The 15,586-nt window shown below is 71.1% G+C and carries 15 protein-coding genes; 3 read left to right on the forward strand and 12 right to left on the reverse strand.

Annotated elements, in window-relative coordinates; genetic code table 11:
* Positions 1 to 4: 4 nt before the first annotated feature.
* Positions 5 to 166, reverse strand: a complete 162-nt coding sequence (locus N3K63_RS07810; RefSeq protein ID WP_261579595.1) for a hypothetical protein — start codon at positions 164 to 166, stop codon at positions 5 to 7.
* Positions 167 to 464: 298 nt separating this feature from the next.
* On the opposite strand from N3K63_RS07810, the gene N3K63_RS07815 reads away from it, so the two are divergent.
* On the forward strand, positions 465 to 881 hold the full coding sequence (locus N3K63_RS07815; RefSeq protein WP_261579596.1) for an AAA family ATPase: 417 nt from the start codon (positions 465 to 467) through the stop codon (positions 879 to 881).
* A 261-nt stretch (positions 882 to 1,142) separates the two neighbouring features.
* Here N3K63_RS07815 and N3K63_RS07820 read toward each other — a convergent pair whose 3' ends face one another.
* Genes N3K63_RS07820 through N3K63_RS07840 form a run of 5 tightly spaced genes read right to left on the reverse strand, consistent with a single transcriptional unit; the run spans position 1,143 to position 5,522 of the window.
* On the reverse strand, positions 1,143 to 2,534 hold the full coding sequence (locus N3K63_RS07820; protein ID WP_261579597.1) for a DUF1254 domain-containing protein: 1,392 nt from the start codon (positions 2,532 to 2,534) through the stop codon (positions 1,143 to 1,145).
* Positions 2,535 to 2,576: 42 nt separating this feature from the next.
* Positions 2,577 to 3,032 (reverse strand): SRPBCC family protein, encoded by a 456-nt coding sequence (locus N3K63_RS07825; protein ID WP_261579598.1) that lies wholly within the window; start codon positions 3,030 to 3,032, stop codon positions 2,577 to 2,579.
* Positions 3,029 to 3,814, reverse strand: a complete 786-nt coding sequence (locus N3K63_RS07830; RefSeq protein WP_261579599.1) for an alpha/beta fold hydrolase — start codon at positions 3,812 to 3,814, stop codon at positions 3,029 to 3,031. Before N3K63_RS07830 ends, N3K63_RS07825 begins: the two co-directional genes overlap by 4 nt.
* 44 nt (positions 3,815 to 3,858) lie before the next feature.
* Positions 3,859 to 5,106, reverse strand: coding sequence for an RNA polymerase sigma factor (locus N3K63_RS07835; protein ID WP_261579600.1), 1,248 nt, complete (start codon positions 5,104 to 5,106; stop codon positions 3,859 to 3,861).
* The gene (locus tag N3K63_RS07840; RefSeq protein WP_261579601.1) at positions 5,103 to 5,522 is read right to left on the reverse strand and encodes a YciI family protein; all 420 of its coding nucleotides are present in this window, start codon (positions 5,520 to 5,522) and stop codon (positions 5,103 to 5,105) included. Before N3K63_RS07840 ends, N3K63_RS07835 begins: the two co-directional genes overlap by 4 nt.
* Positions 5,523 to 5,720: 198 nt before the next feature.
* Here N3K63_RS07840 and N3K63_RS07845 point away from each other — a divergent pair, with 198 nt between their 5' ends.
* Positions 5,721 to 6,977, forward strand: coding sequence for an MFS transporter (locus tag N3K63_RS07845; RefSeq protein ID WP_261580069.1), 1,257 nt, complete (start codon positions 5,721 to 5,723; stop codon positions 6,975 to 6,977).
* Positions 6,978 to 7,010: 33 nt separating this feature from the next.
* Here N3K63_RS07845 and N3K63_RS07850 read toward each other — a convergent pair whose 3' ends face one another.
* The 6 genes from N3K63_RS07850 to polA all read right to left on the reverse strand — a co-directional run bounded on the left by N3K63_RS07850 (position 7,011) and on the right by polA (position 14,993).
* Positions 7,011 to 7,265 carry a DUF6458 family protein gene (locus N3K63_RS07850; protein WP_261579602.1) on the reverse strand — a complete coding sequence of 85 codons (255 nt, stop codon included), beginning with the start codon at positions 7,263 to 7,265 and terminating at the stop codon, positions 7,011 to 7,013.
* 75 nt (positions 7,266 to 7,340) lie between these two features.
* Positions 7,341 to 8,102: an SGNH/GDSL hydrolase family protein gene (locus N3K63_RS07855; protein WP_261579603.1), complete on the reverse strand. Its 762-nt coding sequence runs from the start codon at positions 8,100 to 8,102 to the stop codon at positions 7,341 to 7,343.
* An 18-nt stretch (positions 8,103 to 8,120) separates the two neighbouring features.
* Positions 8,121 to 9,476, reverse strand: coding sequence for an MFS transporter (locus N3K63_RS07860; RefSeq protein ID WP_261579604.1), 1,356 nt, complete (start codon positions 9,474 to 9,476; stop codon positions 8,121 to 8,123).
* A 48-nt stretch (positions 9,477 to 9,524) separates the two neighbouring features.
* Positions 9,525 to 10,559 carry an LLM class flavin-dependent oxidoreductase gene (locus N3K63_RS07865; protein WP_261579605.1) on the reverse strand — a complete coding sequence of 345 codons (1,035 nt, stop codon included), beginning with the start codon at positions 10,557 to 10,559 and terminating at the stop codon, positions 9,525 to 9,527.
* 67 nt (positions 10,560 to 10,626) lie between these two features.
* On the reverse strand, positions 10,627 to 12,300 hold the full coding sequence (locus N3K63_RS07870; RefSeq protein WP_261579606.1) for a DUF885 domain-containing protein: 1,674 nt from the start codon (positions 12,298 to 12,300) through the stop codon (positions 10,627 to 10,629).
* A 38-nt stretch (positions 12,301 to 12,338) separates the two neighbouring features.
* Positions 12,339 to 14,993: a DNA polymerase I gene (gene polA / locus N3K63_RS07875; RefSeq protein ID WP_261579607.1), complete on the reverse strand. Its 2,655-nt coding sequence runs from the start codon at positions 14,991 to 14,993 to the stop codon at positions 12,339 to 12,341.
* Positions 14,994 to 15,053: 60 nt separating this feature from the next.
* Here polA and N3K63_RS07880 point away from each other — a divergent pair, with 60 nt between their 5' ends.
* Complete coding sequence (locus N3K63_RS07880; RefSeq protein ID WP_261579609.1) at positions 15,054 to 15,482, forward strand: hotdog fold thioesterase; 429 nt, start codon at positions 15,054 to 15,056, stop codon at positions 15,480 to 15,482.
* The last annotated feature ends 104 nt before the right edge of the window (positions 15,483 to 15,586 follow it).

Consider the following 15,586-nt stretch of genomic DNA (forward strand, 5'->3'; position numbering starts at 1 on the left):
CGGCTCAGCCGGCCCAGTGGCCGCGGCGCTGATCGGTCGGCTCGTTGAACTGATCGTTCGGGGTGTCGGCCCGTGCGGACGGTCGGTTCTGACGCGTCTCGTACGTCTCGGTCTCGGGGCGGAAGAACCGCACCAGCCGTTGCCACAGTGAGGACTTCGCCGTCATCGCGTCTCCCGTCGTTGCTCGGAGTCTAGAGGCGCGCTCGCCCCTTCCGCGATTATTCGGCTTCGCTGATAATGCACATTATGTCAACTCTTAGGAGGATGATTTGCATGTTCCGCAGACAGTCCTCCTCCGGTGCGCGGCCTGGGCCCTCGATGAAACATCATTTGATCGGGACTTTTTCGTTTCAGAGCCTCGCGGCGAGCGCGCGCGACAGGCGGTCGCCCATGAGCGTCGCGATTGATGGGTTGACCTGGCTATTCACGACTGAACCTTGCCCGTGAGCTGACAAGATGAAGGCGTGACATCCGTCGGCAACGAATCCACTCGTCTCGTGATCCTTCGAGGAGACTCTGCCTCAGGAGAAACGACGACAGCGCTGGCGCTACGCGAGAAGCTCGGGCCGAAGGTCGCCCTCATCCACCAGGATTACTTCCGCCGCGAGATCTTGAGCAACGACGACAGGCCACAGCGCGCCCGCGACGCAAGCATCCTGATCGTCGGCGCTGCGCGCGACGCTCTGAACCTCGGATACGTGGTCATCATGGACGGAATCTTCAATCTGCGCGACTACTCAGCGCTGTTCAAGAGCCTGCACGACGACCACCGCGGGCAGACCCGGATCTACCAGTTCGACATCGGACTCGACGAGACGATCCGACGCCACGCAGGACGGCCACTGTCGAAGGAGTTCGGCGAGGACAAGATCCGCGACTAGTACGACGGGTGGCAACCGCTCCCCTGGCACGACGAAACACGCGTAGGTGGCGACGTTTCGACCGAAGATCTCGTGACGTCGATCCTGAAGGACCTCAACCTTCAACGGACACCACGGCGGGCGATTGCGGGCGAATAGTCCTCGCAGCGTAAGCCGGATATCCAGTCAGCGAACCTGGCCCCCCTCTCGTGCGACCGCGGTCACCCGCGCCGACGAGTGAGCGTGGGGCGCGCTCCCTCGGGCCGCGCGCCCCACGATGGCTCAGACCGGAGTGATGTCGCCGAGCTTCCAGCTGCGGTCGAAGTACGACTCCAACGGACCGTAGAACCGGAAGTACGAGAACCAGTGCCGGCCGGGGATCGTCTGCACCCAGTTCGACTCCCCCGCGTCGGGCGCGGTCGGTCCGAAGTGGAGGTCGACGGAGCCGTCGTCGTTGGTGACGAGCTCGGGATCGCGCGAGCCGCGGTCGCCGCGCTGCTGCGGGTTGTCGATCAGGCAGCGCGTGGCGACGTCGTAGACCGTCGCCGACCAGAACAGTTTCGCGGGCACGCCGGCCGGAACGTGCAGCGTGTAGTGGCGGCCGCCGTCGAGCCACTCCCCTGTGCCGTCGGTGTACGAGCCCAGGTAGGCCTGGCCGACCCCGGGCGTCTGGCTCTTCATCGCCTCCGAGAAGCTGACCGCCTCGTAGAACCACGACGCCCGCTCGAGAAGCTCGTCGTACCCGTCGCCGCGCTGTGCGGGGTTGTCGAGCACGATCGCCTGCTCCCACGCGCGGTCGGGCCAGTACGAGCCCTGATCGAACCGCTTGGCGAACGTGTTGGCCTGGGCCATCAGCTCGCCGGCGGCGGCACCCTGCTCGAGGATGCGCACGAGCCGATCGGACGGGGCGAACGGCTTGCCCTTCTCGATGCCGAGCTGCTTGAGCATCGCCAGGTAGAACCGGTCGCGCTCGTCGACGATCTCGCTCTGGTAGATGTCGTGGAGTACCTTCCAGTAGTCCAGGCCGCGGGGCTGGTCGCCGCTCCACGCGCGGCCGTCGGGCGACACGATCCGCGTCGGCGTCGGGTTCTCGCGCTGGTCGTAGGGGTAGATCCGCACCCCGTGCACCAGCGCGTCGGCGCGCGCGTGGTCGGGGTCGAGCGTGCGGAACCCGAACATGATGTTCACGCCGGAGGACCGCAGGGTGCGGTACTCGTCGCCGAGATCGGCCGGCGCGTCCACGCCCGGCGCGAGGATGACGTACTTGCCGCCCTCACCCCGATCGGGACCCATCTCGCCCATCGCGCCGACCTCGCGCTGCCAGAAGTCGGAGACGCCGCCGGCGGTCGGCCCCGCGGGCAGCTCGATGACGAGCGGGCCCGACGCGGACAGATCGAAGAAGTTGAGGATGTAGGGCGTCGTCGCGTTCGCGGTGATCAGGCCCAGGCGGTCGCGGTAGCTCAGGTAGCGCACGAGGTCGCTCCCGGTCGCGCCGAAGACGTCGTAGTGCTGGGTCTTCCACTGCGCGTACGAGACGAGCGGCAGCGCCCACAGGTACACCTGGCATGCGAACTGGTAGTCCAGCTCGTCGAAGATCGTCGGCAGCGAGGCGCGTGAGGGGATGTCCCCCTCGATCGCCACGTCGGCGAGCTGTCCGGGGAGGTCGGCGGCCATGAGGGGTCCTTCACAGATCGGTGGGGCGGTGAGATCTTCAGCCTAGAGAGATCCCGGGCGGCGAAGCGCGCTGAGGATCGTCTGCAACCGTCCGAGCGTGAACAGCCACCCCTCGCGATAGTCCTCCCCCGGCGTTTCGTCGGGCCACGGACCGGTGTGGCGCAGCGAGAGGCGGCATCCGGTCGGCGCCTCGGTCAGGTGCAGGTCGCATGACTCGTCGCGGGTCGAGCCGTCGTCGTCTTCCCACACCCACGTGAAGGCGAGGCGGTGCGGAGCGTCGACCGTCAGGTAGCGCCCCGATACCGCGATGCCTGCTCCGGGCGCGGCGAAGCGGTAGGCGCCGCCGGGCCGGGCGTCGACGGCGATGCGGACGTCGTCCCAGTGGTCCCACCACCAGGCGGCGACCCCGTCCGGCGTCGTGAGCGAGCGCCACACGACCTCCGGCGGGGCGGGCAGGTCGACCTCGATCTCGATCGCGCGCAGCGGGTGCCCGGTCATGCCGCCTCCGCAGGCACGCGGCGGGCGATGATCGCGGCGGCCTCGTCGCCGTCGAGGCGATGGCCGACGGATGCCGTCAGCTCGACGAACTCCGCGTGCGGCATCGCCTGGGCGAGGCGACGTGCGGCGGTCACGAGCACCGGGAAGGTCTGCGCGCCGCACAGGATCGTCACCGGCCGTACGGCGAGCATCGCCGCCGTCGGCGTCGACACCCGCGCGGTGAGCGCGGTGTCATAGACCGTCGACTGGCCGAGTGGGGCGACGACGTCGAACATCGGGCTCGCCGCGAACTGCGCGATCATCTCCTCGGGCAAGCCGACCGCCTCGCGCTGGAAGGTGGTGACCGCTTCGCCCGGCCGGCCGTCGTCGATCAGCTGCTGCAGACGTGCACCCAGATCGGCGGGCGGCTCGTCGACGCCGAAGCGCAGCGGCGGTTCGGAGAGGAACAGGTGCCTGATCGGCGTGCCCGACGACGCCGCATACAGGGCGAGCACGGCGCCCGACGAATGCCCGAGCACCACCGCCGGCCCCGCGGCGGAGGCGAGGACGGCGGCGAGGTCGTCGACTTCGCGATCGGGGTCGTAGGGCGGGGTGTCGCCGCTGTCGGCGCGGGCGCGTCTGTCATAGGTGAGCGCGGTGAACCCGGCCGCGGCGAGGCTATCGGCGATCGCGGCGGCATCGGCCGCGGTCGACAGGGCCCCGCCGACGACGACGACCGGCGCGCCGCTGCCCCGGGTGTGGACGGCGATGGGCGTGCCGTCGGCTGAGGTGACGTGCTGCATGCGCCCATGCAACCGCGCACCTCGGACATCGTCAACGGGGGGCGTCACCCCAGCGCGGCGATCTTGGTCTCCAGCACGCGCCGCTGCGCGTCGTTGGCGGTCAGCGCCGCCGCCCGGCGCAGCTCGTCGCGCGCCTCGCCGGTGCGCCCCAGCCGCGACAGCAGCTCGCCCCGCACGCTCGGCAGCAGCGGCGAACCGCGCAGCGCCCCCGATGCCGCGAGGGCGTCGACCATGCGCAGCGCCGTGGCGGGCCCGGTCGCCATGGCGACGGCGACCGCGTGGTTGAGGTCGACGACGGGGCTCGGGGCGATGCGCCCGAGCGCCTCGTAAAGCACGACGATCTGCTCCCAGTCGGTCTCGGCGACGCTCGGGGCGACGCTGTGGCAGCGGGCGATCGCCGCCTGCAGCGCATAGGCGCCGCGCCCCGTGCCGCGGGAGCGTGCGAGGGCGTCGGAGGCCGCCAACGCCGCGACGCCGCGGGCGATCTGGCCGTGGTCCCACCGGCCGCGGTCCTGGTCGGCCAGCAGCACGGGGGTGCCCTCGGCATCCTCCCGGGCCGCGAAGCGCGACCGCTGCAGCTCCATCAGCGCCACCAGTGCCGGTGGGTCGGGCTCCCGCGGCAGCAGTGCCCTGACCACCCGACCCAGGCGCAGCGCCTCGTCGGCGAGGTCGGGCCGCATCCACTGCTCGCCCGCGGTGGCGGCATACCCCTCGGTGAAGACGAGGTACACGACGCCGAGCACGCCCGCCAGACGCGCGCGCCACTCCGACGGGTCGGGCGTCTCGAAGGGCACCTGCGCGGCGGCGAGCGTCTTCTTGGCGCGCGTGATCCGCGCCTGCACGGTGGGCACCGGCACCAGCAGCATCCGGGCGATCTCGGTGGTGGACAGGCCGCCGACCACCCGCAGGGTCAGCGCGACCTGCGACTCGCGCGACAGCGCCGGATGGCACGCGGTGAACACGAGGCGCAGCAGGTCGTCGTCGATCGGCTCCCAGTCGAGGTCGGTCGCCTCGCGCAGCTCGTGCGCGATGGTGCGATGCCGTTCGTCGAGCCGCTCTCGCCGCCGCCACGCGTCGATCACCCGGCGCTTGGCGACCGCGGTGATCCACGCGCCGGTGTTGGCGGGCACGCCGTGCTCGCGCCACGACCCCAACGCCTCCACGCAGGCCTCTTGCGCGACGTCTTCCGCGAAGCCGAGGTCGCCGGTCATGCGGGCCAGGGCCGCGACGATGCGCGCCCCCTCGACCCGCCAGACCGCCTCGACCGCGCGGTCGACATCGCCAGCAATCACTGGCCTTCGCGCTCCCGCAGCACGGCTTCCTTCTGGATGTACTCGTTGTCGGCGTAGGCCGCGAAGTCGGACTCGTCGGTCACCCGCCGCACCTCGAGCTTGTTGCCGGGGCCGAGCGGGCAGCGCTTGGCCCACTCCAGCGCCTCCTCGGCGGTGGCCGTCTGCAGGATCCAGAACCCGTTGAACAGCTCGTGGATCTCGCCGTAGGGGCCGTCGGTGACCAGCGGCGCCTCATCGGCGGTGAACTCGACGACGTAGCCGGGCTCGGGGGCCAGGCCGTCGCCGGCGACCATCACGCCGGCGTTGATGAGCTGCTCGTTGTAGGCGCCCATCGCGTTGATGACGGCTTCGAAGTCCATCTCCTCGTACGCCTCGACCGCGGCGGCCGTCGCTCGCATGATCAGCATGTGCTTCATCGGTTCTTCTCCCTGTGTCGCGGGTGGTCGCTCCACCCTCCCACCTGTACGTCGAACGACGCACGGCGAAATCGACATCGTGCGCGAAGATTCCTCTCGGGCCGCCGCTAGCGTGGAGTGGTGACCGCCGCCACCGCCTCCGCCGCCGGTCCCGGGGCGCGGTCGTGGCTCATCTGGAGCGTCGGTGTGGCCGCCTACATGCTGGCCGTCGTGAACCGCAGCTCACTGTCGGCGGTGGGCGTCGACGCCGCCGAGCGCTTCCAGGCGGATGCCGCGACGCTGTCGATGTTCGCGGTGGTGCAGCTGGCCGTCTACGGCGGCATGCAGCTGCCGGTGGGTCTGCTGCTCGACCGCTTCGGCGCGCGGCCGGTGATGACGGTGGGCATGCTGCTCATGGCGGCCGGCCAGCTGACGATGGCCCTGTCTCCCAGCGTCGGAGTGGCGATCGTGGCGCGGATGCTGTTGGGAGCGGGCGACGCGGCCGTCTTCCCCGGCGTGCTGCGCCTCATCGCCACCTGGTTCCCCGCGCAGCGCGGTCCCGTGATGAGCCAGCTGACGGGTCTGGTGGGTCAGGCGGGGCAGCTGCTCTCGCTCGCGCCGCTGGCGGCCTTCCTCCACGCCACGAGCTGGCAGGTCGCCTTCGGCGGCATCGCCGGGCTGTGCGTGCTGTTCGCGGTGCTCGTGTTCGCCCTCATCCGCAACCATCCGCCCGAGGTCGCCGCCGATGTGTCGGTCGACACCGACACCGGGGCCATCCGGGTGGTGCGCTCCTCGGTCGACACCGGCGTCGGCATCCGGGCGGCGTGGGCCCACCCCGGCACCCGGCTGGCGTTCTGGTCGCACTTCACCACGATGTTCTCGGGCACGGCCTTCATCCTCCTGTGGGGGATGCCGTTCCTCACCGCCGGCGAGGGGTTGAGCCTGGGCACCGCGTCGCTGGTCACCTCGGTGTTCGTGTTCGCGGCCATGGCGTTCGGGCCCGTCATGGGCGCGCTCTCGCAGCGCATCCCCCACCGGCGCTCGCGCGCCCTCGTGCTGCCGGCCGTCGCGGCGCAGGCAGCCGTGTGGCTCGTGGTGATCTGCTGGCCGGGCACGGCGCCGCTGTGGCTGCTGATCGTGCTGGCGATCGCCATGGCCCTCGGGGGCCCCGCGTCGATGATCGCCTTCGACCACGCCCGCACGCACAACCCCGCCCACCGCCTCAGCACCGCCACCGGCATCACCAACGCCGGCGGATTCCTGGCCGCGCTGATCACGATCTTCGCGATCGGCGTCGCGCTCGACCTGCAGGGCGCCGGCACTCCCGCCACCTACGACCTCGACGCGTTCCGCATCGCCTTCCTCGCGCAGTTCCCGCTGTGGCTGCTGGGCGGGGCGTTCATCGTGATCGAACGCCGGCGCACCCGCATCCACATCGGGATGGACCCGCCCCGCACGCCGCGAGCCCGCCCCTGACAGCGGGACGGGCTCGCGGGATCGCGGGTGGGATCAGGGCTGGATGTCGCCGGAGGTGCGCGACTCGGTGCGGATGACCCGCTCGCCGGCAGGATCGCTGGTGCGCGTGACCGACTCGGTGGAACGGCGGCGGGCCAGCAGGATGATGCCGATGATGAACACGACGGCGCCGGCTCCCATCAGGATGTAGCCGATCATGTCGAGATTGACGAACTCGACGTCGACGTTGACGGCGAAGACGAGGATCGCGCCAATGACGAAGAGGACGATTCCGGTTCCGATACTCATGGCGACACCATCCCACGTCCCCGGGGCGCACCGCGCCCCCTTGACATTCGGCGCTGGGAGCGTTTCCGCGTCGGGTCAGTGCGGGTCGACCTGCACCCAGCCGCCGCCGAATTTCGGCTCGCGGCCGTCACCCGACGAGGTGCCGGTGAGGCGGCGCTGCACCCACGGCCCGAGGTGCTCGCGCATGTACTGGCTGCGCGCCAGGCGCACCGAATCGGGCAGATCGGGCTGCGCCCACCATCCGTCGGGCACCGCCTCGCCGAGGGCGTCGAGCACGCGCGCGGCCACGCGGTGATGGCCACGGGCGTTCATGTGCAGCCGGTCGACCGACCAGAACGAGGGGTCGGACAGCTCGGCATCCGGCCAGTTGAGGGCCTGCACCACGTCGTCGCGACCGGCCATGCGGGCCACGACCGCCATCGACATGAGGTCGCCGCGGCGCTGAATGACCCGGCTGAGCGGCAGCTGCGCCGACGGGTTGGCGCCGGAGAGCAGGATCAGCCGCACCCCCTCTTCGTCGCAGCGACGCAGCACCTGGCTGAACGCGTCGGCGATGTGCGAGATCGACGTGCGGGGGCGCAGCATGTCGTTGCCGCCGCCGTTGAACGACAGGTGCGTGGGGCGCAGGGCCAGGGCCCGCTCGAGCTGCTGATGCACGATCGGCCAGACGAGCTTGCCGCGGATGGCGAGGTTGGCGTACTCGATGGGCTCGCCGCGCGAATCAGCCCAGCCCTGCGCGACGAGGTCGGCCCAGCCGCGCACGGTGCCGTCGGGCAGTTCGTCGCCGACGCCTTCGGTGAACGAGTCGCCGATGGCGACGAAACGGACGGATGCCATCACGCCAGCCTACGGCCGTCAGCGGTCGTCGAGCGCGCGGCCGCGGGCTTCGACGAGCCCCCACGCCGCCACGGCGGCGATCGCGAAGAACACCGAGAAGACCGTGAAGATGAGCGGCGTGCCCCCGACCGTCAGCAGCACCGGCACCAGCAGCGGCGCGATGATCGAGGCGATGCGGCCGACGCCTGCGGCCCAGCCGGCGCCGGTGGCCCGCAGCGAGGTCGGGTACATCTCGGGGGTCACCGCATACAGCGCGCCCCAGGCCCCCAGGTTGAAGAACGACAGCGCCATGCCGGAGGCGAGGATCATCGTCTCGCCGGTGGCGGTGCCGAAGAAGATCGCCGCGACCGCCGAGCCCACCAGGAACACCGCCAGGGTCACCCGCCGCCCCCACACCTCGATCAGCCACGCCGCCGCCGCGTAGCCGGGAAGCTGGGCGAGGGTGATGATGAGCGTGAAGCCGAAGGAGCGCACCAGGTCGTGCCCCTGCGTGAACAGCAGCGTCGGGATCCAGATGAACGCGCCGTAGTAGGCGAAGTTCACGCAGAACCAGACCACCCACAGGCAAGCGGTGCGCACCGAGAACTCGCGCGACCACAGCGCCGACACCCGGCTGCGCGGGGCGGGCGCGTCGGAGGTCGCGGCGGGCACCGACACCGGCGCCGCACCGCCCGTGGAGCGGCCGACCGCGGGTGAGGCCTCCAGCATCCGCACGACCTGCTCGGCGCGGTCGTGCCAGCCGTGACGGGCCAGCCACCGGGGCGATTCGGGCAGGCCCCAGCGCACGACCAGCGCGTACACCGCCGGCACCGCGCCGATGAGGAACGCCCAGCGCCACCCGTCGGCGCTGGCGGGGATGACGAAGAAGCCGATGAGCGCCGCCGCCGTCCAGCCGACCGCCCAGAACGCCTCGAGCACGACGATGAGCCGGCCGCGGATGCGCGCCGGCGCCAGCTCGCTGACGTAGGTGCTGGCCACCGGCAGCTCGGCGCCGAGGCCCAGGCCCACGAAGAAGCGCAGGATCAGCAGGGCCACGAGCCCGCCGACCAGGGCGCTGGCGCCGGTGGCCACACCGTAGACGAGCAGGGTCAGCGCGAACACCCGTCGCCGCCCCAGCCGGTCGGCCAGGAGGCCCCCGACGCTCGCTCCCACGGCCATGCCGACGAAGCCCGCCGAGGCGATCCAGCCGGCCTGCTCGGTCGTCAGCGACCACTGCGCCACCAGCGCGGTGATGATGAACGAGATGAGGCCGACGTCCATGGCATCCAGCGCCCAGCCCATGCCCGACCCGCCGAGGATCCGCAGGTGCGCGCGGGTGAGCGGCAGGGAGTCGAGACGGGCCGGGATCGACCCGGTGGCGGCGTCGGTGGTCATGAATGCATCATGACGGATGCCGGGACGCCCGGGGTCATCGACGCGGCGTCAGTCGCGGGCGAGCATGTCGGCCACCAGCGGCGCGACGGTGGCGCCGTAGAGCTCGATGGAGTGCAGCATGCGCGCGTGCGAGAGGGTGCCGTTGGAGAACTTGAGGTCGAACCGGTCGATGCCCAGCGCCCGCGCGGTCGCGGCGATCTTGCGCGCAACCGTCTCGGGAGAGCCGGCGTAGACGGCGCCCTCCGGGCCGACGTCGTGCTGGAACTGCAGCCGGCTGTAGGGCGGCCAGCCCCGCTCGGCGCCGATCGCGTTGCGGTTGGCCTCCATGGCCGGGTAGAGCTCTTCCCACGCCTGCTCGTCGGTGTCGGCGATGTGGCCGGGCGAGTGCACGCCGATCGGCTGCCGTTCGTGACCGAACGAGTCGAGCGAGCGGTGGTAGAGGTCGACGAACGGGCGGAAGCGCTCGGCCGCTCCCCCGATGATGGCGAGCATCAGTGCGTAGCCGTGGCGGGCGGTGCGCACCACCGATTCGGGGCTGCCGCCCACGCCGACCCAGGCGCGCAGGCCCGCCTCCGTCTTGGGGAAGACGTCGGCGCCCTCCAGCGCCGCCCGGGTGGTGCCCTGCCAGGTGACCGGCTTCTCGGCGCGCAGCTGCGAGAACAGCTCGAGCTTCTCGTCGAAGAGCACCTCGTAGTCGCGCAGGTCGTAGCCGAACAGCGGGAACGACTCGATGAACGACCCTCGGCCGAGGATCACCTCGGCGCGTCCCCGCGAGACGGCATCCAGGGTGGCGAAGCGTTCGTAGACGCGCACCGGGTCGTCGCTGGAGAGCACGGTGACGGCGGTGCCCAGGTGGATGCGCTCGGTGCGGGCCGCCGCGGCGGCCAGCACGATCTCGGGACTGGAGACGGCGAACTCGTGGCGGTGGTGCTCCCCCACGCCGAAGAACGCCAGGCCCACCTCATCGGCGAGCACCGCCTGGTCGACGACGTCGCGGATGGTCTGCGCGTCGGAGAGACGCTGCCCGTCCTCGCCCACCGTCACGTCGCCGAAGGTGTCGAGGCCCAGCTCTAGTTCATGCATGTGAATGAGAACCGCGGGGCCGGCCGCGACATTCCCGTCGCCGCCGACCCCGCGTGTGCGTGTGCGATCAGGCCGTCAGCGCCGCACGCAGCGTGTCGAGGCCCACGCCGCCCAGACGCAGGGCGCGCATGTGGAAGCGCTTGATGTCGAAGGCGTCGCCCTCGCGCTCGGCGACCTCGTCGCGGATCTGCTCCCAGATGCGCTGGCCCACCTTGTACGAGGGGGCCTGTCCCGGCCAGCCGAGGTAGCGGTTCACCTCGAAGCGCACGAACTCGTCGGGCATGTTGACGTTGCGGCGCATGAACTCCAGCGCGTAGTCGGCGTCCCAGACGCCCTGACCGTCGAGGCGGTCCTTGCCCAGGTGCACGCCGATGTCGAGCACCACACGGGCCGCACGCATGCGCTGGCCGTCGAGCATGCCCAGGCGGTCGGCGGGGTCGTCGAGGTAGCCCAGCTGCTGCATGAGACGCTCGGCGTACAGCGCCCAGCCCTCGGCGTGACCGCTGGAGCCGGCCAGCAGGCGGCGCCACGAGTTGAGCTCGGCGCGGTTGTAGACGGCCTGCGCGATCTGCAGGTGGTGGCCGGGGACGCCCTCGTGGTAGACGGTCGTCAGCTCGCGCCAGGTGTCGAACGAGGTGACGCCGTCGGGCACCGACCACCACATGCGGCCGGGACGCGAGAAGTCGTCGGTCGGGCCGGTGTAGTAGATGCCGCCCTCGTTGGTCGGGGCGATCATGCACTCGAGGGTGCGGATCGGCTCGGGGATGTCGAAGTGGGTGCGGCCGAGCTCGGCGACGGCGCGGTCGCTGGTCTCCTGCATCCACTTCTGCAGCTCCTCGGTGCCGTGGAGCTTGCGTGCGGGGTCCTGCTCGAGGAAGGCGACGGCCTCTTCGACGCTCGCGCCGGCCTTGATCTCGTGGGCGATGGACTCCTGCTCGGCGACCATGCGGGCGAGCTCTTCCACACCCCACTCGTAGGTCTCGTCGAGGTCGATGGTGGCCCCGAGGAAGCGGCGCGAGTGCAGCGCGTAGAGCTCGCGGCCGACGGCATCCTGCTCGGTGGCGGCCGGGGCCAGCTCGGACTGGAAGAACGACGCCAGCTCGTCGTAGGCGACGCGGGCGGCGCCGGCGTTGTCGGAGAGCTCGCGGGCCAGCGACGCGGGCAGGTGCCCCTCGGCGGGCGCGGCGTCGCCGGCGAAGGTGGCGAAGAAGCCGTTGTCGGCGGTGTAGCGGCCGATCTGCGACACGACCTCGAGCACCTGACGGCGCGCCGGGACGACACCGCGGTCGATGCCCTCGCGCAGGGTGGCGATGTAGCCCGAGAGCGCGGTGGGCACGGCGGCCAGGCGCGTGGAGACCACCGACCAGTCGTCGATGGTGTCGGTGGGCATGAGATCGAAGACGTTGCGCAGCTCCTGCGCGGGCGAGGCGATCACGTTGACGTCGCGCAGGTGCGCGCCGGCCTCGTGCAGGTCGATGTCGAGCTGCAGGTCGCCGAGCAGGTCGGACTTGGTCACCTCGTCGACCTCGTCGGCGGGGGTGGCCGCCTGCAGCGCCTGGAGGGTCTGCTTCGTGGCGTCCAAGCGCCGCTCGAGACCCTCGGGCGAGATGTCGTCGAGTGCGCCGTTGTACTCGAATCGTCCGATGTAGGTGGCCAGGGCCGGGGAGAACTCGGCCGCGGTGTCGACCCAGGCGTCGGCGATCCGATCGATCTCAGACGGGGTGCGTGATGCGTTGGTCATGAGTCGAGCCTAACGCGGCTGTGACCGGTGTCAGGGGGTCAGTGTCCTGCCTCGTCCCAGTTGGCACCCCGCCCGATCTGCACGTCGAGCGGCACCGAGAGCTCGGCGGCGTCGCCCATGCGGTCGTGCACGATGCGCTCCACCGCGTCCCACTCCCCCGGAGCGACCTCGACGACCAGTTCGTCGTGGATCTGCAGCAGCACGCGCGAGGCGAGGCCGTCGGTGCGCAGCTGGTCGTGGATGCGGAACAGTGCGATCTTCATGATGTCGGCGGCGCTGCCCTGGATCGGCGCGTTGAGCGCGGCGCGCTCGGCGTTCTCGCGCAGCACGCGGTTCATGCTGGTGAGGTCGGGGAACGGGCGGCGCCGGCCGAAGATTGTCTCGGTGTAGCCGTCGACGCGGGCCTGCTCGACCGACGTGCGCAGGTAGTCGCGCACCGCGCCGAAACGCGCGAAGTACTCCGTCATCAGCTGACGGGCCTCGGACTGGTCGATGCGCAGCTGCTTGGACAGGCCGAAGGCCGACAGCCCGTAGACGAGGCCGTACGACATCGCCTTCACCTTGGTGCGCATCGCCGGGGTGACCTCGGCCGGGTCGACGCCAAACACCCGCGCGCCGACGAAGCGGTGCAGGTCTTCGCCCGAGTTGAACGCCTCGACCAGGCCCGGGTCGCCCGACAGGTGCGCCATGATGCGCATCTCGATCTGGGAGTAGTCGGCCGTCAGCAGCGTCTCGTACCCCGCGCCGACCTCGAACGCGGCCCGGATGCGTCGCGACTCCTCGGTGCGGATGGGGATGTTCTGCAGGTTGGGGTCGGTGCTGGAGAGGCGCCCCGTCTGGCTGCCGGTCTGCACGTAGGTCGTGTGGATGCGCCCGTCGCCGGCCGCATCGGCCGGCCCCGCGCCGACGGCGGCGTCCAGCGACTCGATGATCTGCCGCAGCTTGGTGGCCTCGCGGTGCTGCAGCAGCAGGTCGAGGAAGGGGTGGGGGTTGGAGTCGCGCAGGTCGGCGAGCACGGCGGCATCCGTGGAGTAGCCGGTCTTCGTCTTGCGTGTCTTGGGCAGGGCGAGCTGGTCGAACAGCACCTCCTGCAGCTGCTTGGGCGAGCCGAGGTTCACCTCGCGGCCGATCTCGGCGTAGGCGAGCTGCGCCACGCCGTCGGCGCGGGCGAGCAGCTCGGCGGAGAAGCCCGAGAGCTTCTCGTGCGAGACGGCGACCCCCGCCAGCTCCATGTCGGCCAGGGCGTCGAGGGTGGGCAGCTCGATCTCGGCGAGCACGCCCGCCACCGAAGCCGGCAGCTCCGCGCGCTGGGCGACGGCCACTCGCAGGGCGAACCAGGCCAGCTGACCCGGGGTCGCCCCCTCGGTCTCGGGCACCAGCTGCGTGGGATCGGCTTCGGGCAGCTTCTCGTCGAGGTGTCGCTGCACGAGGTCGGCGAGGGTCTTGTCGGGGAAGCTCGGGCGCTCGAGCCAGCCCGCGAGGATCGGATCGAACGCGAGCCCGCCCAGCCGGATGCCGGCACGACGGAGCGCCTTGAACTGCGGCTTGGCGTCGGCGAGCACCTTCGGGGCGTCGGACTCGAGCCAGGGGCGCAGCGCCGCGGCGACCTCGTCGGACCAGGACGCCTCGACGGGGCTGTCGCCGTGGGCGAGGCCGATGCGGGTGGGCAGGCCCGCAGCGGTGACGACGGTGAGCGCGACGTCGCCGCCGGCCTCGGCCGCCCACGCGGCCAGTGCGTCGGCGTCGAGTTCGGCGGCGGCCGGCACGGCGACGGCCGCGGGCGCTTCGTCTGCGGGCTCGCCCGAGCCCACCGCCTCGAACACGCGCGGCAGTAGGGTGCGGAACTCGAGGCGCGCGAAGATGTCACGCACCGCCTGCGCGTCGATGGGCTGCATCTTCAGGTCGTCGGGGGTGACCTCGAGCTCGACGTCGCGCAGCAGCGCGTTGAGGCTGCGGTTGCGGGTGACGTCGTCGAGGTGCTCGCGCAGGTTGCCGCCCACCACGCCGGTGATCTTGTCGGCGTTGGCCAGCAGGTTCTCCAGCGACCCCCACTGGGTGAGCCACTTGACCGCGGTCTTCTCCCCCACCTTCGGCACACCGGGCAGGTTGTCGCTGGTCTCGCCGACGAGTGCGGCGATGTCGGGGTAGTTGGCCGGCGGCAGCCCGTACTTCTCGACCACGGCATCCGGGGTGTAGCGCTTGAGCTGCGAGACGCCCTGCACGCTCGGGTAGAGCAGCGTGACGTCGTCGGTGACCAGCTGGATGGTGTCGCGGTCGCCGGAGCAGACCAGCACGTCGTAGCCCTCGGCGGCGCCGCGGGTGGCGAGGGTGGCGAGGATGTCGTCGGCCTCGATGCCCTCTTTGGTGAGCACCGTGACGTTCATGGCCGCCAGGCACTCCTGCAGCAGCGGGATCTGCCCCTTGAACTCGGCCGGCGACTCGGACCGGGTCGCCTTGTACTCCGGATACTGGTCGGTGCGGAACGAGTGGCGTGAGGTGTCGAAGGCGACGGCGAGGTGGGTGGGCTGCTCGGCCTTGATGAGGTTCACGAACATCGACAGGAAGCCGTAGATGCCGTTGGTGTGCTGCCCGTCCTTGGTCGAGAAGTTGTCGACCGGGAGCGCGAAGAACGCACGGTATGCGAGCGAGTGGCCGTCGACGACCAGGAGGGTAGGCTTGCCGGAGTCCGTCACCCTGACAGCCTAGACGTCGGGTGGGACACCCCCGCAGGCCCCGTTGCGAAGGCGTACATCATGAGCGAATCCGACACCGTCGACGGCCGGATCGACGGGCTCGAGTGGGCCGCGCAGCGCGGGATGGGGGCCCTGGCCGAGAAGATGGGCCTGCACTTCACCGAGTTCACGGTGGAGCGGTGCGTGGCCACGATGCCCGTCGAGGGCAACACGCAGCCGGTCGGTCTGATGCACGGCGGGGCATATGTCGTGCTGGGCGAATCGCTCGGCTCGATGGCCGCGAACCTGCACGCCGGCCCCGATCGCCTCGCCGTCGGCGTCGACATCAACGCGACCCACACCCGCTCGGCCACCTCCGGCATCGTCACGGGGGTGTGCACCCCCGTGCACCTGGGACGCAGCATCACGGTGCACGAGATCGTCGTCAGCGACGACCAGGGCCGCCGCTGCTCGACCATCCGCATCACCAACATGATCAAGGACCGCTGACCGCGGCATCCGCCCGGCCCTGCCGCGCCCGCCGGTGCGCCGCGCCCTGCCGTGCCCCGCCCTGCCGGGCCCGCACCGTCGGCGAGAGAACAACGCGGCGCCGA

It is taken from the genome of Microbacterium festucae (assembly GCF_025421715.1).
Classification (GTDB): domain Bacteria; phylum Actinomycetota; class Actinomycetes; order Actinomycetales; family Microbacteriaceae; genus Microbacterium; species Microbacterium festucae.